Below are 22,180 nucleotides of genomic sequence, written 5' to 3' on the forward strand. Positions count from 1 at the left end.
ACTTCAAAGTCAAAGTCTTAAAGTCAAAGGCTTTCGCTCCCCCGGAGCGACCTACTTTCTTTTTTCCGAAAAGAAAGTAGGCAAAGAAAGCGGACTGCCTGGCCGGCAGGGGCAGAAACGTTGGGTTTCTGATTGTTCGTGGTTTCGTGGTGGGGCCTGCGGTTCTGCTGGCATCCTGCCGTTACCGGTGCGGGCGGCCACTAAGATGCGGATTATGTTGGTTTCGGGGTCAGACCTATGATGGCGGGCGCACTGCTTGTTTTGCCATCTGCCGTTACCGGCTTGGGCGGCCACGACATAGCACCCTCGTGTTTTCGTGGTGGGCGTGGTGGACCGGGGCGCGAGCATATGGGCTACGTTCAAACTGGGGCCACCGTGCCCACCACGAAACCAGTGCCAGTCCTATGACGTAGCATCCGCCCCGGTCGCGGCAGCAGCCTGAACCACCTGGGCCTTTGCCATCATGCAGCGCCACCACGAATCGGACACCATTCGATATAGTACCGTGGCTAGCACCGGTAGCGCCAGCAGTCTTATCGAAGCCACCGCGCCCACCACGAAACCACCATCGGATTTAAAGTCTGAGCGCCCAGCCTTCTGCAAGAATCGCTTTCTTTTGGTTACTTTTCTTTTCGAGAAAAGAAAAGTGACACTTACATGTGTGCGAATGGGCTACCAAGCTCAAGCCGCTAGGCCCACAAAATCAAAACACACTCTCATAACCACAAAAATAATAAAATACCCTATCTCCGAGGCACCTGCAAATTAGCATAAAAAGCAGGCAGCGCGCCAAGCGCATCAACGATCTCCGCGATATGCGGCCACCGCCCCAGCTCCAGACCCGCACGCTGCGCCCCGACCGCTTGCGGAAAGAGAAAAATATCCGCGACCGACGGCGCGTCGCCGGCCACGTACTGGCCGGTCCGCCGCCCCGCGATCAGCGTTTCGATCGCGGTCAGGCCCTCTGTGAGCCAATGACGATTCCAGTTCGCGACGCCGTCGGCATCCATGCCCGGAACGGTCCGCAGATACGCTGCCACGCGCGGCGGAAGCAGCGCGTGGATCTCGGACGCGATGGCCAGCGCGACCGACCGCGAGAAGGCGCGGTCCTCGGGGTCCGCGGGCAACAGTGGGGGTTCGGGAAAGCGATCGTCCAGATATTCGACGATGGCCAGCGATTGGGTGATCAGCACGCCGTTGTCGGTCAGCAGCGCGGGCACCAGTCCTTGCGGATTGACGCGGAGGTAGTCGGCCTGCCGGTTCTGCGCGTCGTCGCCGAGGATGGTGACGGCGTGCGTCTGCACCGGCAGACCCTTCAGGGCTAGCGCGATGCGCACGCGGGACGTGGCTGACGAGATTTCGTTGGCATAGAGTTTCATGGCCGGTCTCCTTGCTGGCGGGTGCGTGAAGGGCGGGGGCGAGGCGGCGGCGGGTCACCCGAAGGTGAACACGTAGGCCTGGACGCCGGGATCGAGAAAGCGGATTTCGAAGGTGCGCTCCGCGACCTCGCCGGACTGGCGTACCAGTTGATAGAGGCGGGTCTCGCCCACGGTGCCGTAGCCGGCCGCGTCGGTGTCGGCGCCGTGGTTCCCGGCCGGCGCCTTGCCGTCCACCTTTACCTGGAACCGTACCGGCGTGCCGTCGGCCGCGGGGCCCAGCACGAGGTGAAGGTCGCGCGCGTGGAACCGGTAGGTGATGCCGCCGTTGCCGCGGTTCAGCGTTGCCTGTTCGGCGCCGATCGTCCAGTTGCCGGCCAGGCCCCAGCGGTTCAGGCGCGGCGCGGCCACGGTATAGTCGCGCGCCACGTCGGGCTTCACCGCTTCCGCCGAGGCGAAGCCGGAGGCCTGCCGGTAGCCGATATAGGTTTCGGCGGAACGGATGTTGGCGAGGTCGGGCGCCGCTTGCGCCCCGCTGGCGTTGAGCGTCACCATGCCCGCCGCGATGCGCTGGCCGCGTGCTTCGGCCAGCAGCGACTGGATCACCTGCTCCGATTTTTCATAGTCGCCCTCGCCGAACTGATGGTGCCGGACCTGTCCCGCGGCGTCGACGAAGTAGAGGGCCGGCCAGTAGTTGTTGTGGAAGGCGCGCCAGATCCTGAAGTCGCTGTCCACCGCGACGGGATAGCGGATGCCGAGGTCGCCGATCGCCTTGCGGATGTTCTCCGGCTTGCGCTCGAAGGCGAACTCCGGCGTGTGCACGCCGACCACCACCAGGCCCTGGTCCCTGTACTTTTCCGCCCACGCCTTGAGGTAGGGCACGGTGCGGATGCAGTTGATGCAGGAATAGGTCCAGAAATCGACCAGCACGACCTTGCCGCGCAACTGCTCCGGCGTCAGCGCGGGCGAGTTCAGCCACGCGGCCGCGCCGGCCAGCGGCGGGAAGGCCCCCTCGTCGGGCAGCCCGCTGCGCACTGTCTCACGCGCGCCGGCGGCGGTCCGGACCATCCTGCCTCCGGTCCCGGCAGTGGCAGCGGCGGCCGGCCCGGGCAGGGCCGCCGCGCGGGCGGCGTCGACAAGTGTCTGCTCGATCACCGCCGTGCCGGCGCCCGACAGCCGGGCCAGCAGGCCGGTGTCCGCGCCCAGCCCGATGACGGCGACGCCGCCGAGGACCGCCACGCCGAGTCCGCGGCGCACCCATTCGCCGGCGCCGAGCGAGCGCTTCATGGCCGCCAACACGCGCCCGCCGATCCGCAGCGCCACGGCGAGCGACGTGGCCGCACCGCCGGCGTAGGCGGCCAGCAGCACCGTGGTCTGCGCATTGGCGCCGCGCAGCGCGGCCCCGGTCAGCACCAGCCCCAGGATCGGCCCCGCGCACGGCGCCCACAGCAGGCCCGTGGCGATGCCGAGCAGCAAGGCGCCCGCGGAAGTGCGCGCCCGCGGCGGCGCGGCGCCGGTGGCCAGCAGCCGGTCCGCCAGCGCCACCGCCGGCCGGGCCAGGGCATCGGCCAGCCGCCGCGAGAGCAGCGTCGCGCCGAACACGGCGAGCATGGCCAGCGCGGCATAGCGGCCATATTCGTTGGCCCGGACCGCCCAGCCGCCGCCGACCGACGCCAGCGTGGCGACGGCGGCGAAGGTCAGCGCCATGCCGGCGAGCATCGGCAGCGTGCTGCGCACGAACGGCTGGTCCGCGCGCGCGAAGACGAACGGCAGGACTGGCAGGATGCACGGACTGAGTATCGTCAGCACACCCCCGAGGTAGGCAATGACCAGAAGCGCGATCATGGTTTCTCCTTTCACGTGAATGCTGGGGGTATCGGCTGCGGATCAGCCATGCCTGCATCAGACACCGCCGACATATCCGCGGTGTATCGGGATCGGCGGCAAGCGTAAGGTAGTGTGAGCGGCACGCTCCCGGATACACTGCGATACAAAGAGGCGAACCGAATTTCCCCGGGCACGGCTGCCTTGCGGTATTTTCGGTGCCGTTGCGGTGCCGTTGCAGTGTCATGGCGGCGCCGCCCGCTCCTCGCAGTCCGCCAATCACCCGCCGAAGGTGCTTACGATGGAATCTCATATCGATCACGTCCTGATCGTCGACGACGACCGGGAAATCCGCGAGCTGGTCTCGGCCTATCTCACCAAGAACGGGCTGCGCGTGACCGTCGCGCCGGACGGCCGGCATATGCGCGCGTTCCTCGAGACCAACACCGTCGACCTGATCGTGCTGGACCTGATGCTGCCCGGCGACGACGGCCTGGTCCTGTGCCGCGAACTGCGCGCCGGCAAGCACAAGGCCACGCCGGTGCTGATGCTGACCGCGCGCAGCGACGAGACCGACCGCATCGTCGGCCTGGAAATGGGCGCGGACGACTACCTGGCAAAGCCGTTCGCCGCGCGCGAGCTGCTGGCCCGCATCAAGGCGGTGCTGCGCCGCACCCGCATGCTGCCGCCCAACCTGCAGGTAAGCGAGGCCGGCCAGTTGCTGAGCTTCGGCGCGTGGCAGCTCGATACCCTGGGGCGCCAGCTGATCGACCGGGAAGGCACGGCGGTGGCACTCAGCGGCGCCGAGTATCGCCTGCTGCGCGTGTTCGTCGACCATCCGCAGCGCGTGCTCAACCGCGACCAGTTGCTGAACCTCACGCAGGGGCGCGAGGCCGAGCTGTTCGAGCGCTCCATCGACCTGCTGGTCAGCCGGCTGCGCCAGCGCCTATGCGACGACGCGCGCGAGCCCGCCTATATCAAGACCGTGCGCAGCGAGGGCTACGTCTTCTCCATGCCGGTCGAGATCACCGAGCCGCGCCAATGAGCGCCGCCGCCCTGCCCCGCCGGCGCCTGCCCTGGCCCCGCACGCTGGGCTCGCGGCTGTTCCTGATCCTGCTCGCCGGCCTGACCATCGCGTACGGCCTCGCCTTCGGCGTGCTCTTTGCCGAGCGCTATGCCACCGCCAGGGCAGTGATGCTGGGCACGCTCGAGAGCGACGTCGCGACTTCCATCGCCATCCTCGACCGCCTTCCCGCCGGCGAGCGCGCGCAGTGGGTGCCGCGGCTCGACCGCGGCACGTATCGCTTCGTGCTGGGCCCGGGCCTGCCGGGCGTGCCCGACCTCAGCGCCAGGGGCGCGGACATCGCCGCGCGCATACAGGAAGCCGCCGGCCAGCGCTACCCGATCAGGATCGAGTCCATACCGGGCGACGGCAAGCGCCTGCAGGCCCACCTGACCCTGAGCGACGGCAGCCCGCTGACCATCGACGTGCACCCCGCGCCGATGCCGCTGGCGCAGTGGCTGCCTTATGTGCTGGTGATCCAGTTGCTGTTGCTGCTGCTGTGCTGCTGGTTCGCGGTCAGGCTGGCCATCCGCCCGCTCGCCGACCTGGCCAACGCCGCCGACGCGCTGGACCCGAACAAGAAGGCGCCGCGCCTGAGCGAGGCAGGGCCCACCGAAGTAGCCCACGCCGCGGTGGCGTTCAATGCCATGCGCGAGCGCATCGCGCATTACGTGGAGGAGCGGGTGCAGATCCTGGCCGCGATCTCGCACGATCTACAGACGCCGATCACGCGCATGAAGCTGCGCGCCGAGATGGCGGAGGACTCCCCCGAGAAGGACAAGCTGGTGCAGGACCTGGCCGAGATCCAGCGCCTGGTGCAGGAGGGGCTGGCCTATGCGCGCAGCGCGCACGGCGACGCCGAGAAATCCTCCCGCATCGACATCGGCTCCTTCGTCGAGAGCCTCGCCTACGACTACCAGGACACCGGCAAGACCGTGACCCTGGTCGACAAGATCGACGGCGCCATCGTCACGCGCCCGCACGCGCTGCGCCGCATCCTGACCAACCTGATCGACAACGCGCTGAAGTTCGGCGGCGCCGCGGAGCTGTCGGTGCAGAAGGAGGCCGGCGGCGCGGTCGTCATCAAGGTACTGGATCGTGGCCAGGGCATTCCCGAGGACCAGCTCGAAGCGGTCATGCAGCCGTTCTTCCGGCTCGAGCAGTCCCGCAGCCGCGAAACCGGCGGCACCGGGCTGGGCCTGGCCATCGCGCAGCAGCTTGCGCTGGCCATCGGCGGCTCGCTCCAGCTGCGCAACCGCGATGGCGGCGGGCTGTGCGCGGAGGTCACCATCCGCTGATCCGCCACGCGCGGCCGGTTCAGTATTTGTCGACGTCGACCACCGCCTGCGCGAATTCCCGCGGTGCTTCCTGCGGCAGGTTGTGGCCCACGCCCTTGACGATCCGGTGCGTGCGCTTGCCCGAGAACTTGCTGGCGTAGGCGGTGCCGTCGGTGGCCGGCGCGACGCCGTCGGAATCGCCGTCCAGGGTGATCGTCGGCACGGCGATGACGGGGCCGGCGGCCAGCCGCTGTTCCAGCGCGTCGTATTGCGGATCGCCCGCCGCCAGGCTGAGCCGCCAGCGGTAATTGTGGATCACGATGCTGATGTAGTCCGGGTTGTCGAAAGACGCCGCGGCGCGGTCGAAGGTGGCATCGTCGAAGTGCCACTGCGGCGAGTTGACCTTCCAGACGAGGTTCGCGAACGCCTTGCGGTTCGCCTCGTAGCCGGCCCGGCCGCGTTCGGTGGCGAAGTAGAACTGGTACCACCAGCCCCATTCCGCCTTGGGCGGCAACGGCAGCTTGTTGCGCTCGAGGTTGTTGATCAGGTATCCGTTGACCGAGACCATCGCCTTGCAGCGCTCGGGCCACAGCGCCGCGATGATGTTGGCCGTGCGGGCGCCCCAGTCATAGCCGGCAAGGATGGCGGACTGGATCTTGAGCGCGTCCATCAGGGCGATGATGTCGAGCGCGACCACCGCCTGCTGGGCGTTGCGGAACGTCTTTGCGGAAAGGAAGCGCGTGGTGCCGTGGCCGCGCAGGTGCGGGACGAGCACCCGGTAGCCCGCGGCCGCCAGCACGGGAGCGACATCGACGAAGCTGTGGATGTCATAGGGCCAGCCGTGCAGCAGGATCACCACGGGCCCGCTGGCCGGCCCGGCTTCCGCGTAGCCGATGTTCAGCTCGCCCGCGTCGACCTGCCGCAACTGGCCGAACGCGGTATGGGTGCCCGGCCGGATCGCCGGCAGGGTGACAGGCGCTGCGCTGGCCGCTTGCGCTTGCGCGGCACGGATCGCGCCGAACGGGGCGGCGGCGAGGGTCAGGGCCGCCGTGCCGAGGAGGCGGCGGCGCAACGGATTGATTTCATCGGACATCATCTCTCTCCAGGTGGATTGCGACTGGCGGTTTGCGATTGGTTTGCGATTGCTGATTGGTTTGCGATTGCTTCCAGCATAGGGACCGCGTGTATCGCGCGTGTATCGCCGCCGCCCGTGCTTTGCATGCGTGTGTAGCATCGCCGCCGGCGGATACATGGCGCTACAAAGCGGCGTTATTTGCGCTGCGCCAGCAGGCGCTGGATGGTGGCTTCCGTTTCCGCGTAGCGCCCTTCGCCGAAGTGCTGGTAGACGATCCTGCCGTCGGCGTCGACCAGATACAGCGCGGGCCAATACTGGTTCCCGTATGCGCCCCAGGTGGCATAGGCGTTGTCCTGCGCCACCGGGTACCGGATGCCGAAGCGCTTGATCGCGGCCTGCACGTTGGCGGTCGATTTCTCGGCGGCGAACTCGGGCGTGTGCACGCCCACCACCACCAGTCCCTGGTCGCGGTATTTGTCGTACCACTGCGTCACGTGCGGCAGCGTGCGCACGCAGTTGATGCAGCCATAGGTCCAGAAGTCGACCAGCACGACCTTGCCGCGCAGCGACGACATGGCCAGCGGCTCCGAATTCAGCCAGCGCCCGATGCCGACGAATTCCGGCGCCTTGCCGTTGCCGCCGGGCGTGGGAGGCGGCGTGCCGATGCCCGTGGCCGCGAACAGGGTGATGGCGCCGAGAAGGGCGATGGCGGTGAGACCGGCGCGGATGGCATAACGCATGATGGAGGCTCCAGGGTGGCATGAGCGTTGATCGGGTAGACGCATTTCACCGCGCGCGCGTATCGGGCCTGTTTCGGCGAGTGGCCCCGGATGCAAGGTTTCATGTCTGGCGGCGGTCCGGATACAGGGCGATACAAGGCTTCGCGCGCCGAGGGCCGGTGCGCGTCATGCTCGCGGGACCGCACATGCCGGAGCATCGCCGGCGCGCGGGCGCTTTGCGCCGCAGCAAAACTCCGCGTTGACATTGCGATTTTCGTGCTCTAGCATCAAGCCACTTCCCTGATCAGCCGACAACGACGTCCGCGCAGGGACCCGGCGCAGAAGCCCCCGATGAACCTCTGGTTCGTCGGGGGCTTTTTTATTGTCTTTCCACTTTGCGTTCTTCCCCCGGAGAAAATCCATGTCGCCCGATACGTCACGCTGGTCACGCTGGTCATGCCGGCTGCGTCACGCCATCTGCCTGGGATCTGCCTGTACCTCGCTCGCCGCCATGGCGGCGGACCCCGTCAAGATCGGCTTGCTCGAGGACGCATCGGGGAATTTCGCGCTCGCCACGATCCCCAAGATCCACGCCACGCAACTGGCCGTCGACGAAATCAACGCGAAGGGCGGCATCCTGGGCCGGCCGGTCAGGCTGATCGCCTACGACACCCAGTCCGACAACACCAAGTTCCAGGAACTGGCGCGCCGGCTGATCCAGACCGACAAGGCCGATGCCATTTTCGGCGCGTTCTCCAGCGCGTCGCGCGAAGCCATCCGCCCGATCATGGACCGCGCCCACCAGCTCTACTGGTACAACAACCAGTACGAAGGCGGCGTCTGCGACTCCGACACCTTCGTCACCGGCGCGGTCCCCGAGCAGCAGTTCTCCACGCTGCTGCCGTGGATGATGCAGAAGTTCGGCAAGAAGGTGTACACGATCGCAGCCGACTACAACTTCGGCCAGATCTCGGCCGAATGGGTGCGCAATATCGTCAAGGAAAACGGCGGCACGATGGTCGGCGAGGAATTCATCCCGCTCAGCGTCTCGCAGTTCGGCCAGACCATCCAGAACATCCAGAAAGCCAGGCCGGACTTCGTGGTGACGCTGCTGGTCGGCGCCAACCAGGTGTCCTACTACGAGCAGCAGGCCGCCACCCGCCTGAACCTGCCGATGGCCAGTTCCGTCAACGTGGGCCAGGCCTACGAGCACAAGCGCTTCAAGCCGCCCGCGCTGAAGGACATGTACGTCACGGCGAACTACGTGGAGGAGGTCGATTCGCCGGCGAGCAACGATTTCAAGAAGCGCTTCCGCGCGAAATTCCCCGGCGAGCCCTACATCAACCAGGAAGCGGCCAACGCCTACGACGCCATCTACCTCTACAAGGCCGCCGTCGAGAAAGCGAAGTCCACCAGCCAGGAAGCCGTGCGCAAGGCGCTCGAAGGCGGTGGCATCTGCACCGACGGCGCCTCGGGCAAGGTCTGCGTGGACCCGAAGAGCCACCACCTGAGCCACACCATCTACCTGGTCCACGTGAAGGGCGATCACTCGGTGGAAATCCCCAAGGTCTGGAGCGACGTGCAGCCGTACTGGCTCGGCAAGGCCGGCTGCGACCTGCCGGCCCGGCCCGACCGCCGCCAGTACACGCCGACCGACCTGCCGAAGACGCCGTGAGCGCCGCCACGCCGCACGTTTCATGGCTTATCGATGCTGCCCCGGCGCCCCGCTCCACGCGGGCGGCCGGGCGGGCAATCCAGGGGAGACACCCGTGACTTCGCTATCGTTGCTCTATTCGCTGATCTACCAGTTCGGCGACAACTTCGCCTATCTCGTGCTCGCCGCGCTCGGCCTCGCGGTGATCTTCGGGATGATGGGCGTCATCAACCTCGCGCACGGCGAGTTCATCATGTGCGGCGCGTACGTGACCATCGCCACGGCCAGGCACGGCATGCCGCTGCCGCTGGCCATGCTGCTCGGCGCGCTCGCGGCGGCCCTGGCCGGGGTCGCCGTCGAGCGCCTCGTCATCCGCCACCTGTACGACCGGCTGTTCGATTCGGTGGTGGCCACCTGGGCCATCAGCCTCATCGTCCAGCAGACCATGCTGCTGGCCGCCGGCCCGTCGCTGGAAGGCATCGGCACGCCGTTCGGCTCGTTCTCGCTGGGCGAGTATTCGTTCTCGACTTACCGCGCGGTGCTGCCGGCCATCGCGCTCGGCATCCTGCTGGCGCTGTACTGGCTGTTCTTCAAGACCAACTACGGCGTGTGCGCGCGGGCCACGATCCAGAACGCCAGGATGGCGCAATGCCTGGGCCTGCGCACGGACCGGCTCTACACGCTGACCTTCGCGCTGGGCGCCGGCCTTGCCGGCCTCACCGGCGCGCTGTACGCGCCGACCATGACGCTGGTGCCGACCATGGGCAGTAATTTCATCGTGCAGGCGTTCGTCTCGGTGGTGGTCGGCGGCGCCAACGTGATTGCCGGCACCACGCCCGCCGCCGGGATCCTCGCCATCATCCAGACCGGGCTCGCCGCCTCGTATGGCCAGCTGTTCGGCCAGATCGGCCTGCTGGTGACGGTCATCGTCGTGATTCGCCTGATGCCGCAGGGGCTGGGCAGCCTGCTTGTCCGCTCGCGCTAGGAGCCCGCCGTGAAACAACTGCACTCCGTTTCCCCGCGGGCGCCGGGCGCCGCCTCGGCCTCCCGCGCCCTCCGGCTGCTGCCGTGGCTGATCGCGTCCGGCCTGCCGCTGCTCGTGGACGGCAACACCAGCGGCAACCTGGCCTATTGCCTGCTGTGGACCTTCTGCGCGGTCGGCCTGGCGGCGATGTGGGGCCACGGCGGCATCCTCTCGTTCGGCCAGACCGCCTTCTTCGGGCTGTCCGGCTACACGTACGGCGTCGTCGCGCTCAATTTCGGCGAGAGCTGGATCACCTCGTGGGGCAGCCTGCTGGCGGGGCTGCTGGTCAGCATCGCGGTGGCCGCGCTGATCGGCTACATGATCTTCTACGGCCGCATCAAAGGGGTGTTCATCGGCATCGTGACGCTGTCGCTCACGCTGGTGCTCGAGACCTTCATGGCGCAGACCGCCGGCCCGCGGTGGGCCATCGGCGCGGCGCGGCTGAACGGCTACAACGGCATGGTGGGGCTGCCGCAGCTCACCATACCGTGGCCGGGCGGCGCGCTGCCGCTCGAAAACGCCAGCTTCTATTACCTGGTGCTGGCGTTGCTCGCGCTGGTCTGGTGGGCCACCCGCCGGCTGCTCGACGGCACCTTCGGCCTGGCGCTGGCCGCCATCCGCGAGAATCCGCAGCGCGCCGAAATGCTCGGCATCGACATCCGCCGGCACCAGCTCGCGATCTTCGTGTTCGGCTGCGCGCTGGGGGGCCTGTCCGGCGTGCTGTATGCGATCTGGGGCTCCTATATCACGCCTTCGAGCATGGGCCTCACCTCGGCCGCGCTGCCGGTGATCTGGGTGGCGACCTCGGGCCGCAAGAGCATCGGCGGCGTCATCCTGGGCACCGCGCTGCTGGTCTGGCTCTCCCAGTTCCTGGCGGTCTACGGCAGCCAGTACGCGCTCATCATCCTCGGCGCCATCCTGCTGTTCGTGGTGCTGCTCGCGCCGCAGGGACTGCTGCCGTGCGTGCTGGGCGGCCTGCAACGGCTCGCGCCGCGCCGGCAGCCGGCGCCGCCGCACGGACCGCGCACGGCGTTCGAAGCCGGCGATGGAAACAAGACGGCGGGAAACAGGACGGCGGCAGCCAATACGACGGGAGCAAAATCGTGACCAGGCTACTCGAGACCCGCGCGCTGGCCAAGCGCTTCGGCGGCGCCCACGTGATCGACGGCATCGACTTCCAGATCGACGCCGGCGAGATCCGCTGCGTCATCGGCCCCAACGGGGCCGGCAAGAGCACCTTCTTCAAGCTCATCACCGGCGAGTACTTGCCGTCAGGGGGCAGCGTGCATTTTCTCGGGCGCGACCTGAGCCGCGTGCTGCCCCACGAACGCATCCGCATGGGCATGAGCATCAAGTTCCAGATCCCGGGCGTGTTCCCGGAACTCACGGTGCGCCAGCATCTGCAGCTTGGCCTGCACCTGGCAAAGGACAGCCGCCCGCACAGCCTGGCAGACCTGCTGCGGCGGTTCACGCTGGAGCAGGAGGAAGCGGTGCCCGCGTGCAACCTCTCGCACGGGAAGAAGCAATGGCTGGAGATCGCGATGGCGGTCTCGCTCGGCCCGAAGCTGCTGTTCCTGGACGAGCCGGTGGCAGGCATGTCGGTGGAGGAGACTCATGCCACCGGCGAGCTGATCATCCGGCTGCGGGAGGCGGGGCTGACCATCATGGTCGTCGAGCACGACATGACGTTCGTCAGGCAGATCGCCTCGCGCGTGAGCGTGCTGCATGGCGGGCGCCTGTTCGCGGACGGCCCGATCGACGAGATCCTCGGGCGCGACGACGTCGCCGAGATCTACCTGGGGAGAAAGCAATGAGCGCGCTGCTGGATATCGACGCCGCCGAGAGCGGCTACGGCGGCGGCCGGGTCCTCAACGGCGTGTCGCTGCGGATACGCGAAGGCGAGATCCTCGCCCTGATCGGGCGCAACGGCGTCGGCAAGACCACGCTGCTGCGCACGCTGATCGGGCTGGTGCCGCTGGCCGCGGGCAGCATCCGGCTGGATGGCCGCGAGGTCGGGCACGACAAGCCCTACGCGCGCGCGCGACAGGGCATCGGCTACGTGCCGCAGGGGCGCGAGATATTCGGCGCGCTGACGGTGGCGGAAAACCTCCAGGCCGGGGCGCAGGCCAACCGCGGCCGCGCCGCGGCAATGCGCGACAAGGTGACCGGCTACTTCCCCGTGCTGAAGGCGAAGCTGCAGCACAAGGCTGGCACCATGAGCGGCGGCGAGCAGCAGCAACTGGCGATCGCGCGGGCGCTGATCGGCGCGCCGAAGATCCTGCTGCTCGACGAGCCCTCCGAAGGCATCCAGCCGTCCATCGTCGGCCTGATCGGCGAAACGCTGCTGAAGATCGCGCGGGAGACCGGCGTGGGCGTGCTGCTCGTCGAGCAGGACATGGGCATGGTGGAAAGCATGGCGACGCGCTGCTGCGTGATGGACAAGGGGCGCATCGTCGACACATTGACCCGCGGGCAACTCGCGGACGAAGCACTGATTCGCCAGCATCTGGCGCTCTGACGGAGACGGGAACATGGAATGGCTCAACGATTCGATCATGATGCGGCGCGGCGTGGGCGCCGACCGCGAGCCGGTCGTGCATCACCTCACGGAGGCGTTGCAGAAGACCTATCATTACACCATCGGGCCTTACTCGCTGCCGGTATTGCACGTCAAGCCGGGAGACCGCGTGGTGGTGGAGACCCGGGATGCATTCGAGGGCAAGATCACGTCGGAGGCGGACAAGCCTTCCGAGCTGCTGACCGTGCCGTACCTGAACCCGCAGAATGGCCCGATCATGATCAAGGGTGCCGAGAAAGGCGATGTCGTCGCAGTGCACATCGAGAAGATGGTGCCGCGCGGGGACGACCCGCACGGCTTCTGCTGCATGATTCCCAGTTTCGGCGGGCTCACGGGCACGGACTGCACGGCGCTGCTCAACGAGCCGCTGCCAGAGATCGTGCGCAAGATCAGGATCGACGAGGACAACGTCTACTGGAGCCGGCGGCACACGCTGCCGTACCGCCCGCATATCGGCACGCTGAGCCTGTCGCCGGAGATCGACTCGATCAACTCGCTCACGCCCGATTCGCACGGCGGCAACATGGACGTGCCCGACATGGGGCCGGGCAGCATCACCTATCTTCCGGTGCGCTCGCCGGGCGGCCGGCTCTTCATCGGCGACGCGCATGCCTGCCAGGGCGACGGCGAGGTGTGCGGCACGGCGGTCGAATACGCGAGCACGACGACCGTGCGCGTCGACCTCATCAAGCACTGGCAGATCGCCTGGCCGCGGCTGGAAAACCGCGATGCGCTGATGACCATCGGCAGCGCGCGGCCGCTGGAGGACGCCACCCGCATCGCGTACCGCGAACTGGTGCTGTGGATGGCGGCGGAGTTCGGCTTCGACAAATGGGATGCTTATATGATGCTCAGCCAGGTAGGCAAGGTCCGGCTCGGGAATTTCGTGGACCCCAAGTACACCGTCGGCGCGATGATCGCCAAGCATTACCTGAAGTAGGCATGCCGCGGGCGGGCACCTCCGGCAGCGCATTTCGCCCCACCATCCAATTCTCACGCCGAGCGCGCATCGACATGGCTTCATCTGATCCCATCAAGGTCGGCCTCCTCTGTTCCCAGACGGGCACCACCGCGCTGCTGGAAATGTCCCAGTGGCGCGGCGCCGTCCTGGCCCTCGAGGAAATCAACGAGCGCGGCGGCATCGGCGGCCGCGAACTCGTCGCCATCCACTACGACCCGGGCTCCAGCCCGGCCGCCTTCCGCGAGCTGGCGGAGCGGCTGATCCTGAAGGACGGCGTCAACGTCATCTTCGGCGGCTATACCTCCACCAGCCGCAAGGCGATGCTGCCGGTGGTGGAGAAATACAACCGCCTGCTGGTCTACTCGCAGCAATACGAAGGCTTCGAGTATTCCGACAACATCATCTACAGCGGCGCGTCGCCGAACCAGAACGGCGTGCAGCTGGCCGACTTCATGACGCAGACGTTCGGCGCGCGCGTATACATGGTCGGCTCGCGCTACGTCTATCCGTACGAATGCAACCGCACCATGCAGGAGCTGCTGCTGCAGCACCCGGAGGGCGCGATACTGGGCGAGCGCTATCTCGACCTCGAAGCGCGCCGCGACCAGTTCGCCGAGGTGGTCGCCGACATCGGCAGGAAGGCGCCGGACTGGATCTTCTGCACGGTGATCGGCAGGACCGTGCCGTACCTGTACGAGGCCTGCGCGGCGGCGGGCTTCGACCCGGCCCGGATGCCGATCGGCAGCCTCAACACGTCCGAGACCGAGATCCTCGCCATGGAGCCTGGCGTGGCGGCCGGGCATTTCACCGCCGCGCCCTACTTCCAGAGCATCGACAGCCCCGAGAACCATGCCGCGCTGCGCCGCCACCAGGCCCGCTTCGGGCCGCAGCAGCCGGTGGACATGAACTGGGAGTCGGCGTACTACCAGATGCATATGTTCGCGCAGGCGTTCGCGCTGGCCGGCTCCGACGAAATCGGCGCCATCATGCCGCACCTGCTCGGCGCGGAATACCCGGCGCCGCAGGGACGCGTGCGGATCGATCCGGTCAACCACCACATGGCGCTCTACCCGCGCGTCGGGCGCGCCAATGCCGACGGCCAGTTCACCATCCTGCGGGAATCCAAGTTCGCGGTGCCGCCCGACCCGTACATGACCCGGCAGACGCTCGGCGACTGGGTCACCAAGCTCAGCACGCGGGAGTACTGACATGGCCTCTCGCGGCGACAACGGACAACGCAGCCTGACCGGTTCGATCCTGAACCGCAACCTGCGCGTGGTGGTGTTCCATCCGGAGGACGACGACGGCCAGACGCTGACCAGCCACCTGCGGCGCATCGGCTTCCTGGTGGAAGCCATCTGGCCGCCGTCCGACGCGCTGCCGGACAAGGCGGACCTGGTGTTCCGCGCGCTGCGCCCGGAAGAGCGCGCGCCCAAGGACGAATGGCTCGGCCCCGACGCGCCGCCGCTGATCACGGTGGTGGCCTTCGAGAACCCCACCTTCATCGACCAGGCCATCAAGATGGGCGCCGACGGCATCATCACCACGCCGATACGGGCCTCCGGCCTGCTGTCGGCGGTGGTCATGGCGTTGCAGCACGCCAGGCAGGTCCGGCAGTACACGCAACGCATCGCCAGCCTGGAGCACAAGCTGCTCGACAGCCGGCAGCTGAGCGAGGCAAAGACCATCCTGATGCTCATGCACCAGCTCAGCGAGAGCGAGGCCTACGACATGCTGCGCGCCCAGGCCATGGCCAAGCGCGTGACCATCGACGACATCTGCCGCTCCGTGATCCAGGCCGGCGAGGTGCTCCAGCTAAAGCGCGGCGCCAGATCCGCCGATAGCAACGACACCGGTTGAGCGGATGGTCCGTTCCCGGCCCCGCGGATAGCCGACGCACCACATCAGGGCAGGAATTGAACGGAATCAGCCTTACCGAACTGAAAGCACTGGCCAGCGCCTGCCGGAAAGTCATCCGGAGCGCCAGCGCCGAGGACCGCGGCCATGCCATGTCGCGCTTTCCGCATGGCTCGTGCGGCGTCGCATGCCAGCTCCTTGGCAGCCTGCTGTTCGACGCCTATGGCGTGCGCAGCGACCATGTCTCCGCCTTCGGCCACCCCGGCCTCGGCTTCATGCAGTCGCATGCGTGGCTGACGGCGAACGGACTGGTCATCGACATCACCCACGACCAGTTCGCGAACACCGGCCTCGACGGCTGGGTGTTCGCCGGCAGCCCGTGGCACGATGCCTTCCAGGTAAGGCACCGGGCCCGGTTCGGCGTCGACAACCGGCATCACGCCTATGGCTCCCGGATCTACCGCCTGCTCCGGGACGAGATCGTGCGCAACTGCCAGTAGCGCAGCGCGGCTGCGGGCGGCGCCGGAGCGCCGGACCCCGCAGCCTATCGCCCGGGCCTGCCCGAAGTCATGGCTTGCAGCACGCCGTCCCGCCGGATGAGGCCGTGGTACAGCGCCGCGGCGAAGTGCAGCACGACGAGGGCGAACAGCAGGAACGCGCATACCGTATGCGCCTGCCTGAGCGCCGCATACAGATAGGCGTTGTGCGGCAGGATGGACGGCAGTTGCGCCTGCCCGTACAAGACGATGGGGTACCCGGCCGCCGACAGCATGCCCCATCCGATCAGCGGCATCGCGAACATCAGGACATACAGCAGCACGTGCGAGGCGCCCGCGGCCAGGCGCTGGACCGGCGGCAGCGTGGCCGGCAGCGGCGGCGGCGGGTTGATCATGCGGTTCACCAGCCGTATGGCGGCCAGCACGAGAATGGCCACGCCAAGCGGCTTGTGGATCGACACCAGCAGTTCGTAGCGGGACGAGACGGTGGCGACCATCCCCACGCCGATGAACAGCATGGCCAGGATGAGCAGCGCCATCAGCCAGTGGAGAAGCCGTGACGGCACGGAAAAGCCATGGGTGGCGGCGCTCATTGTTTTCCTCCTGCGTTGACTTCCCGCTGCGTCACCGCGCTGGACGGCTTCTCGCCGCGCTCGTTTTCGCGCAGCGTGAAGGAGCGCGAATAGGCCGCGGAGCGGGCACTCGGAATCGCGTCGCCGGACGTGGTGATGCCGGCGGGCAAGACGGTGGGATCGAAATTGATGTCGGTGCAGGGGCCGTCGTCCTCGCTGATCACCTTGTCGAGCGTCACGGTACCCATGTCGATCTGCCGGCGGTCGGCGGGCCATACCTTGTCGGGCCGCTCCGGGTCGCCCGGCTGGCCGATGGTCGCCACCATTTTCCATTGCACGGGATGCTGCGCCACCTCGGCGATCAGTCCGTCGAACAGGTAGTTCGGGTCGGCGGCGTTCTCCTTGGCCGCCGGCGCGAACGGCTGGACCGGCACCGCGGACCACCGCACCGGCGTGGACACGCCGTCCTTGTTCACGAACAGGAACGTATCGAGTCCGTGGTAGGTGTCATTCGAGAAGCCCGAGGAAATCGGGCGCGCGCCCATGATCCCGACGGCGGCGACGAAATCCGGATGGGACGCGGCAAACGCCTTCATCTTGCCGGGATCGGGCTTGCCGGTCTTCGGGTCCGGCACTCCCGCGATCATCTGGTCGTAGAACGACTGCACCGTATCGAACGGAAAGACGGGAAGGTCGATCATCGCCGTGCGCCACTCCTGCGCGCCGTCGGGCCTGAACTGCAGCGCGAGGCTGCGGATCAGGCCGGGCGCGTCGGCAACGAACGGGATGCCGCCCGCGAACGCGATGCGCCCGACCACGGGAACCCGCCCGGGTGCCAGCAGGGCCGCCTTCGAAAGCGGCGTCGCCGACCCGTTGCTGTCGAACCACCCCGTGGCGCACAGGCCTTTGGCGTGATTGCGGCGAAAACCCACGTGCTTGCCGTTCGTCGCGTCGAAGCCCGCGATGATCTGCTTCTGCGTGAGCCGTTGCGGCGAGAACCAGCCTCCGGCATAAGCGAAGGCCCCCGCCAGGCAGAGCGCCGCCGCCCCGATGAGGCCATACCGCACCGCCGCCGCGGCGGCGCTCAGTTTCGGTGGCTGGCCAGAAGAACTTCCAACGTTGTCCGCCATGAACTACTCCTTCGATGCAGGGCAGTATTTTCAGGACCGAGGGTCGGTTTGTCGCGCGGCCTGTGACGGGATTCTCGCGAATCGCCATGGCAGCGTATTTCAGCGTCGACCGGAGATTTCGGAAACGCACTGTGGGCAGAGAATACACGACAGGCGGCACAGGCCGCAGCAGCGCAGGAAAGCGCACATGCGTGGCCGCCCTGCGCCTGCGCGCTATTGCGCGCACCGCCCGTGAACACATCGACCTTGCGTGCCGCCGCAGCGGAAACGCCGGTGCGGTCCATGCCGCAAACCGGGGGCTGGACGCCCCAACCTGTTTTCGGGGCTCGATGCCGCAAGAAACCGTGCGCGGCGCCTTTGCGCCGCGGGGTGCCAGAAAGGGCTTGAAAAAGTGAATGCCGCGAATACAGTAAATGCACAAACAACCCCCGGTTTCCCGATGGCGATGCCGAAGTGCTGCTTCACTATCGCGGCATGTCCATACATTCAGACCCGCAATGTGCGGACGGATCGACAAGCCCGCTGCCGCCGGTTGCCCACGGAAACGCCCGTCGCGCGCCCTCAGGAAAAGGAACACCATGGAAGATCCAGCGAAGCAGGACATCGCCTGCGCCGGCTTCGGCGGCGAAGGTTGCGGACATGCCGCCGGCATGTCGCGGCGGCGCTTCCTCCAATCCGTCAGCGCCGGCGCATCGATGGGCGCCGCGGGCAGCATGTGGGCACCCGCCGCGTCCGCCGCGGAAACCGCCTCGGCGCCGACGCAGTCCGGCGGCGGCTATCCGGTCACGCTCAAGGTCAACGGCACGGTCTACAAGGTCACGGTGGCATCCAACGCCATCCTGCTCGACATGCTGCGCGACCAGTTGCACCTGACCGGCACCAAGAAGGGCTGCGACCATGGCCAGTGCGGCGCCTGCACGCTGCATGTCAACGGCGTCGCGGTCAATGCATGCCTGTCGCTCGCGGTGATGCACGACGGCGACGAGATCACCACCATCGAAGGACTGTCGCGCGCGGGCAATCTGCATCCGGTCCAGCAGGCCTTCTGGGACCACGACGCCTACCAGTGCGGCTATTGCACCGCCGGCCAGGTGATGAGCGCGGTCGGCATCCTCCAGGACAAGCGGATTGCGCCCGACGAAGCCGCGGTGCGGGAAGCCATGAGCGGGAACATCTGCCGCTGCGGCGCCTACAAGAACATCGTGGCGGCGATCCAGGACGCCCGCGGCAAGACGAGGACTCTCTGATGCGTACCTTCGAATTCTCGCGCGCCGCCGATGTGGGGCAGGCCATCGCGCTGCATGCGCGCAGCCCGGACACGGTATTCCTGGCCGGCGGCACGACGCTGCTGGACCTGATGAAGCTCGACGTCATGCAGCCGGCGCACCTGGTCGACATACACAAGCTCAAGCTCGACCAGATCGACGTGCAGAGCGACGGGCGCGTGCGGATCGGCGCGATGGTCAGCAACACCGACCTGGCCCGGCACGCGCACATCCAGCAGCACTACCCGGCGTTGTCGCAGGCACTGCTTTCGGGCGCCAGCACCCAACTGCGCAACAAGGCCACGACCGCCGGCAACGTGATGCAGCGCGTGCGCTGCGGCTACTTCCGCGACGGCATTTCCCCGTGCAACAAGCGCGTGCCGGGTTCGGGCTGCGCGGCGATCGACGGGCTCAACCGGAACGTGCACGCCGTGCTGGGCGGCAGCAAGGACTGCATCGCGGCGCATCCCTCCGACATGTGCGTGGCGATGATTGCGATCGGCGCCACCATCCATGCGCAGGGCGCCAGGGGAGTGCGCGACATTCCGTTCGCCGATTTCCATCTGCTGCCAGGCGACACGCCCTGGAAAGAGCATGCGCTGGCGACGGACGAGATGATCACCCACATCACGCTCGATGCGCCGATGCCGGGCAGCCGCTCCGCGTATCTGAAGCTGCGCGACCGCGGTTCCTATCAGTTCGCGCTGGCCTCGAGCGCGGTCATCGTGGCGCGGGACGGCAACGATATCCGCGACATCCGCATCGCACTCGGCGGCGTGAGCACCAAGCCATGGCGCGCGCGGGATGCGGAGGCGATGCTGCGCGGCAAGCCGCTCTCGGCGGCGCTGATCCGCGACGCGGCGGCGGCCTCGATGGCGGGCGCGCAATCGTACGGCCAGAACGGCTTCAAGATCCTGCTCGGCCAGCAAGCCGTGGCGCGCAATCTGTCGCGGCTGGTGGCCTGATCCCGGCATCTCCATATCCTCAGTTTCACATCCGACACGGGAGCCCCGCGTGAACAAGAATGCCATCGGCGCACCGGCGCGCCGCATCGATGGGAAACTCAAGGTCACCGGCGCCGCGCTCTATGCCGCGGACCGGAATCTGCCCGGCATGTTGCACGCCTACGGGGTGTTCAGCACCATCGCCAGCGGCCGCGTGACCGGCATCGACACCGCCCAGGCGCGGCGCGTACCCGGGGTGGTCGATATCCTCCATCACGACCGCTTCCTGCACCTGTACCGTGCGCCGAAGAGTCCGATCTCGCCGGCCACCATCCTGACGGCGGCCATCACCGACGAGCACCGCCTGCCGTTCGAGGACGCCGACGTGCACTACGCCGGGCAGTTCGTGGCGCTGGTCGTCGCGGATACGTTCGAGCATGCGCGCGAAGCCGCCTACCGGGTCAAGGTCACGTACGCCGCCGGCAAGGCGGTGGCCAATCTCGACCAGGGACTCGCGGCGGGGAGCCTGCGCGATGGCGGCCGCGGCCACGCGCGCGGCACGCCCGCGCCCGCGTTCGACGCCGCCGCGGCCAAGGTCGATGCCGTGTACCACACGCCCGTCGAGACCCACACCCCGATGGAGATGCACGCCTCGGTCGCGTGGTGGGAAGACGGCGACCTGCATCTGTACGAGGCGTCCCAGGGCGTCGTCGTGCATCGCAATACGCTGGCGCAGATATTCGGGCTCACGCCCGAGCGCGTCACCGTGGAGGCGCCCTTCATCGGCTCGGGCTTCGGCTGCAAGCTGTTCCTGTGGCCGCATTCGGTGGCGGCCTGCGCGGCAGCGAAGATGACCGGGCGGCCGGTGAAGCTGGTCGTGCCGCGCGCGCAGATGTTCACCACCACCGGGCAGCGGCCGGAAACGAAGCAGCGGATCCGCCTGTCCGCGGGCGCGGACGGCAAGATCACGTCGATACGCCACGAGTCGATCAACACCACGTCCTTCATCGACCAGTACGTGGAAAACTGCGGCGGCATGACCGCGAGCCTGTATTCGTGCCCGAATGTGCTGGTGAGCCACCACACCATCGAGGTGCACCGCGGCGCGCCGACCTCGATGCGCGCGCCGGGCGCGGCGCCCGGCCTGTTCGCGCTGGAGTCCGCCGTCGACGAGCTCGCGCTGGCCTGCCGCGCCGATCCCGTGCAGTTCCGGCTCGCCAATATCTCCGCGCGCGACGAAAGCATGAACCTGCCCTGGTCCAGCAATCACCTGCGCGAAGCCATCGAGCAAGGAAGCCAGAAGTTCGGCTGGGCCAGGCGCGACCCCCGGGTCGGCTCGATGGTGGTGGGCGACGAGATTGCCGGCTACGGCGTGGCGGTATGCAACTGGGATGCCTGGCGCACGCCGGCGGAGGCCCGGGTACAACTCAGGAGCGACGGCACCGCTGCCGTGATCTGCGCCATCCAGGACATCGGCACCGGCACCTATACGATCGCCGCCCAGACCGTCGGCGACCTGACCGGCCTGCCGCTCGACAGGATCGAAGTGAAGCTGGGCGACTCGTCGTTTCCGGCCGCGCCGGTGTCGGGCGGATCGTGGGCCACGGCGAGCGTCCTGCCGGCCATTGCCGAGGCCACGCGCACCGCCATTGCGCAGTTGCGCACGTTCGCCACGCAAGACGGCGCGGCATTCGCCGGCGCCAGGCCCGAAACGCTCTCCATGCAGAACGGCCGCCTGACCGACGGCAAGCGCTCGGTGGACTACGCGGCCATACTGAATGCGCAGCGCTTCGCCAGTGCCGAAGGACATGCCCGGACCGGCGGCGCGCCGACGGACAAGCTGTCGTTCATGTCCTTCGGCGCACATTTCGTCGAAGTCCGCTGGACCCCCGACATTTCCCACCTGCGCGTGGCGCGCGTGGTCAGCGCCATCGACGTGGGCCGCGTCATCAATCCGCTGACCGCGCGCAACCAGGTGGAAGGCGCCATCGTGATGGGCGTGGGCATGGCCCTGTTCGAGGCCACGGAGTACGACGAGCGCAACGGCATGCCGGGCAACAACAACTGCGCCGAGTATGTGATGCCGGTACATGCGGACCAGCCGCAGATCGACGTGATCCTGCTCGACCACCCGGATCTGGAGTTCAACGAGTTCGGCGCGCGCGGCATCGGGGAGATCGGCATCACGGGTTTCGCCGCGGCCGTCGCCAATGCCGTCCATCACGCCACCGGCAAGCGCATACGCGAGTTGCCCATCACGATGGAGAAGCTGATGGACGCTCCGGGCAGGACGGCCGCGTAGGCGCTGGCCTGCGTATCCTGCATATCCTGCATATCCTGCGTAGCCGGAGCCGCTTGACGCCA

Annotated in this window: 20 protein-coding genes; 14 read left to right on the plus strand and 6 right to left on the minus strand. The window is 67.6% G+C overall.

The annotated features are described in order from the left end of the window. Positions 1 to 743: 743 nt before the first annotated feature. Positions 744 to 1,379 carry a maleylacetoacetate isomerase gene (gene maiA, locus ACKI2N_RS33180; protein WP_420997303.1) on the minus strand — a complete coding sequence of 212 codons (636 nt, stop codon included), beginning with the start codon at positions 1,377 to 1,379 and terminating at the stop codon, positions 744 to 746. A 54-nt stretch (positions 1,380 to 1,433) separates the two neighbouring features. Then, entirely contained in the window at positions 1,434 to 3,218 is a 1,785-nt protein-coding gene (locus ACKI2N_RS33185) for a cytochrome c biogenesis protein DipZ (protein ID WP_420997330.1), read from the minus strand. 283 nt (positions 3,219 to 3,501) lie between these two features. On the opposite strand from ACKI2N_RS33185, the gene ACKI2N_RS33190 reads away from it, so the two are divergent. Both ACKI2N_RS33190 and ACKI2N_RS33195 read left to right on the plus strand, forming a co-directional pair. Further along, entirely contained in the window at positions 3,502 to 4,245 is a 744-nt protein-coding gene (locus ACKI2N_RS33190; protein ID WP_420997302.1) for a response regulator, read from the plus strand. Next, positions 4,242 to 5,561 (plus strand): sensor histidine kinase, encoded by a 1,320-nt coding sequence (locus ACKI2N_RS33195; RefSeq protein ID WP_420997301.1) that lies wholly within the window; start codon positions 4,242 to 4,244, stop codon positions 5,559 to 5,561. The genes ACKI2N_RS33190 and ACKI2N_RS33195 overlap by 4 nt, the downstream gene beginning before the upstream one ends. Positions 5,562 to 5,580: 19 nt before the next feature. Here ACKI2N_RS33195 and ACKI2N_RS33200 read toward each other — a convergent pair whose 3' ends face one another. Together ACKI2N_RS33200 and ACKI2N_RS33205 are read right to left on the minus strand one after the other, a co-directional pair. After that, the gene (locus ACKI2N_RS33200; protein WP_420997328.1) at positions 5,581 to 6,633 is read right to left on the minus strand and encodes an alpha/beta fold hydrolase; all 1,053 of its coding nucleotides are present in this window, start codon (positions 6,631 to 6,633) and stop codon (positions 5,581 to 5,583) included. Positions 6,634 to 6,809: 176 nt separating this feature from the next. Beyond that, positions 6,810 to 7,355 (minus strand): redoxin domain-containing protein, encoded by a 546-nt coding sequence (locus ACKI2N_RS33205; protein ID WP_420997300.1) that lies wholly within the window; start codon positions 7,353 to 7,355, stop codon positions 6,810 to 6,812. Positions 7,356 to 7,755: 400 nt separating this feature from the next. Between ACKI2N_RS33205 and ACKI2N_RS33210 the strand changes: the two genes are divergently transcribed. From ACKI2N_RS33210 to ACKI2N_RS33250, 9 genes are all read left to right on the plus strand, one after another. Next, positions 7,756 to 9,009, plus strand: a complete 1,254-nt coding sequence (locus tag ACKI2N_RS33210; RefSeq protein WP_420997299.1) for an urea ABC transporter substrate-binding protein — start codon at positions 7,756 to 7,758, stop codon at positions 9,007 to 9,009. A 94-nt stretch (positions 9,010 to 9,103) separates the two neighbouring features. After that, positions 9,104 to 9,973 carry an ABC transporter permease subunit gene (locus tag ACKI2N_RS33215; protein ID WP_420997298.1) on the plus strand — a complete coding sequence of 290 codons (870 nt, stop codon included), beginning with the start codon at positions 9,104 to 9,106 and terminating at the stop codon, positions 9,971 to 9,973. A gap of 18 nt (positions 9,974 to 9,991) precedes the next feature. Next, positions 9,992 to 11,119: an ABC transporter permease subunit gene (locus tag ACKI2N_RS33220; RefSeq protein WP_420997327.1), complete on the plus strand. Its 1,128-nt coding sequence runs from the start codon at positions 9,992 to 9,994 to the stop codon at positions 11,117 to 11,119. After that, positions 11,116 to 11,826, plus strand: a complete 711-nt coding sequence (locus tag ACKI2N_RS33225; RefSeq protein WP_420997297.1) for an ABC transporter ATP-binding protein — start codon at positions 11,116 to 11,118, stop codon at positions 11,824 to 11,826. Before ACKI2N_RS33220 ends, ACKI2N_RS33225 begins: the two co-directional genes overlap by 4 nt. Continuing rightward, positions 11,823 to 12,530: an ABC transporter ATP-binding protein gene (locus ACKI2N_RS33230; protein ID WP_420997295.1), complete on the plus strand. Its 708-nt coding sequence runs from the start codon at positions 11,823 to 11,825 to the stop codon at positions 12,528 to 12,530. The genes ACKI2N_RS33225 and ACKI2N_RS33230 overlap by 4 nt, the downstream gene beginning before the upstream one ends. A gap of 13 nt (positions 12,531 to 12,543) precedes the next feature. Next, on the plus strand, positions 12,544 to 13,530 hold the full coding sequence (locus ACKI2N_RS33235; protein ID WP_420997294.1) for an acetamidase/formamidase family protein: 987 nt from the start codon (positions 12,544 to 12,546) through the stop codon (positions 13,528 to 13,530). A gap of 74 nt (positions 13,531 to 13,604) precedes the next feature. Then, a complete protein-coding gene (locus tag ACKI2N_RS33240; protein WP_420997292.1) occupies positions 13,605 to 14,759 on the plus strand; it encodes a transporter substrate-binding domain-containing protein in 1,155 nt (384 codons plus the stop codon). A gap of 1 nt (position 14,760) precedes the next feature. After that, entirely contained in the window at positions 14,761 to 15,411 is a 651-nt protein-coding gene (locus ACKI2N_RS33245) for an ANTAR domain-containing response regulator (protein WP_420997291.1), read from the plus strand. Positions 15,412 to 15,467: 56 nt separating this feature from the next. Beyond that, positions 15,468 to 15,908, plus strand: a complete 441-nt coding sequence (locus ACKI2N_RS33250) for a hypothetical protein (protein WP_420997290.1) — start codon at positions 15,468 to 15,470, stop codon at positions 15,906 to 15,908. Between the two features lie 44 nt (positions 15,909 to 15,952). On the opposite strand, the gene ACKI2N_RS33255 is transcribed toward ACKI2N_RS33250, so the two are convergent. Together ACKI2N_RS33255 and ACKI2N_RS33260 are read right to left on the minus strand one after the other, a co-directional pair. After that, positions 15,953 to 16,498 (minus strand): cytochrome b, encoded by a 546-nt coding sequence (locus ACKI2N_RS33255; RefSeq protein ID WP_420997289.1) that lies wholly within the window; start codon positions 16,496 to 16,498, stop codon positions 15,953 to 15,955. Beyond that, positions 16,495 to 17,607: a catalase family peroxidase gene (locus ACKI2N_RS33260; protein WP_420997287.1), complete on the minus strand. Its 1,113-nt coding sequence runs from the start codon at positions 17,605 to 17,607 to the stop codon at positions 16,495 to 16,497. The genes ACKI2N_RS33255 and ACKI2N_RS33260 overlap by 4 nt, the downstream gene beginning before the upstream one ends. A gap of 578 nt (positions 17,608 to 18,185) precedes the next feature. On the opposite strand from ACKI2N_RS33260, the gene ACKI2N_RS33265 reads away from it, so the two are divergent. From ACKI2N_RS33265 to ACKI2N_RS33275, 3 genes are read left to right on the plus strand one after another with little or no spacing between them, the layout of a single operon-like run. Next, on the plus strand, positions 18,186 to 18,854 hold the full coding sequence (locus ACKI2N_RS33265) for a (2Fe-2S)-binding protein (protein ID WP_420997286.1): 669 nt from the start codon (positions 18,186 to 18,188) through the stop codon (positions 18,852 to 18,854). After that, complete coding sequence (locus ACKI2N_RS33270) at positions 18,854 to 19,837, plus strand: FAD binding domain-containing protein (RefSeq protein ID WP_420997285.1); 984 nt, start codon at positions 18,854 to 18,856, stop codon at positions 19,835 to 19,837. Before ACKI2N_RS33265 ends, ACKI2N_RS33270 begins: the two co-directional genes overlap by 1 nt. Positions 19,838 to 19,886: 49 nt before the next feature. Next, positions 19,887 to 22,118 carry a xanthine dehydrogenase family protein molybdopterin-binding subunit gene (locus ACKI2N_RS33275; protein ID WP_420997284.1) on the plus strand — a complete coding sequence of 744 codons (2,232 nt, stop codon included), beginning with the start codon at positions 19,887 to 19,889 and terminating at the stop codon, positions 22,116 to 22,118. Positions 22,119 to 22,180 lie beyond the last annotated feature (62 nt).

The sequence above is a fragment of the Cupriavidus sp. 30B13 genome (assembly GCF_049059565.2).
Lineage (GTDB): Bacteria > Pseudomonadota > Gammaproteobacteria > Burkholderiales > Burkholderiaceae > Cupriavidus.

What these genes read in the sequence shown, in the direction of transcription:
- ACKI2N_RS33270 (WP_420997285.1), top strand. Translation starts at nt 18,854, where the DNA reads ATGCGTACCTTCGAATTCTCGCGCGCCGCCGATGTGGGGCAGGCCATC.
- ACKI2N_RS33255 (WP_420997289.1), bottom strand. Translation starts at nt 16,498, where the DNA reads ATGAGCGCCGCCACCCATGGCTTTTCCGTGCCGTCACGGCTTCTCCAC.
- ACKI2N_RS33265 (WP_420997286.1), top strand. Translation starts at nt 18,186, where the DNA reads ATGGAAGATCCAGCGAAGCAGGACATCGCCTGCGCCGGCTTCGGCGGC.
- ACKI2N_RS33260 (WP_420997287.1), bottom strand. Translation starts at nt 17,607, where the DNA reads ATGGCGGACAACGTTGGAAGTTCTTCTGGCCAGCCACCGAAACTGAGC.
- ACKI2N_RS33245 (WP_420997291.1), top strand. Translation starts at nt 14,761, where the DNA reads ATGGCCTCTCGCGGCGACAACGGACAACGCAGCCTGACCGGTTCGATC.
- ACKI2N_RS33240 (WP_420997292.1), top strand. Translation starts at nt 13,605, where the DNA reads ATGGCTTCATCTGATCCCATCAAGGTCGGCCTCCTCTGTTCCCAGACG.
- ACKI2N_RS33205 (WP_420997300.1), bottom strand. Translation starts at nt 7,355, where the DNA reads ATGCGTTATGCCATCCGCGCCGGTCTCACCGCCATCGCCCTTCTCGGC.
- maiA (WP_420997303.1), bottom strand. Translation starts at nt 1,379, where the DNA reads ATGAAACTCTATGCCAACGAAATCTCGTCAGCCACGTCCCGCGTGCGC.
- ACKI2N_RS33230 (WP_420997295.1), top strand. Translation starts at nt 11,823, where the DNA reads ATGAGCGCGCTGCTGGATATCGACGCCGCCGAGAGCGGCTACGGCGGC.
- ACKI2N_RS33235 (WP_420997294.1), top strand. Translation starts at nt 12,544, where the DNA reads ATGGAATGGCTCAACGATTCGATCATGATGCGGCGCGGCGTGGGCGCC.
- ACKI2N_RS33195 (WP_420997301.1), top strand. Translation starts at nt 4,242, where the DNA reads ATGAGCGCCGCCGCCCTGCCCCGCCGGCGCCTGCCCTGGCCCCGCACG.
- ACKI2N_RS33200 (WP_420997328.1), bottom strand. Translation starts at nt 6,633, where the DNA reads ATGTCCGATGAAATCAATCCGTTGCGCCGCCGCCTCCTCGGCACGGCG.
- ACKI2N_RS33190 (WP_420997302.1), top strand. Translation starts at nt 3,502, where the DNA reads ATGGAATCTCATATCGATCACGTCCTGATCGTCGACGACGACCGGGAA.
- ACKI2N_RS33210 (WP_420997299.1), top strand. Translation starts at nt 7,756, where the DNA reads ATGTCGCCCGATACGTCACGCTGGTCACGCTGGTCATGCCGGCTGCGT.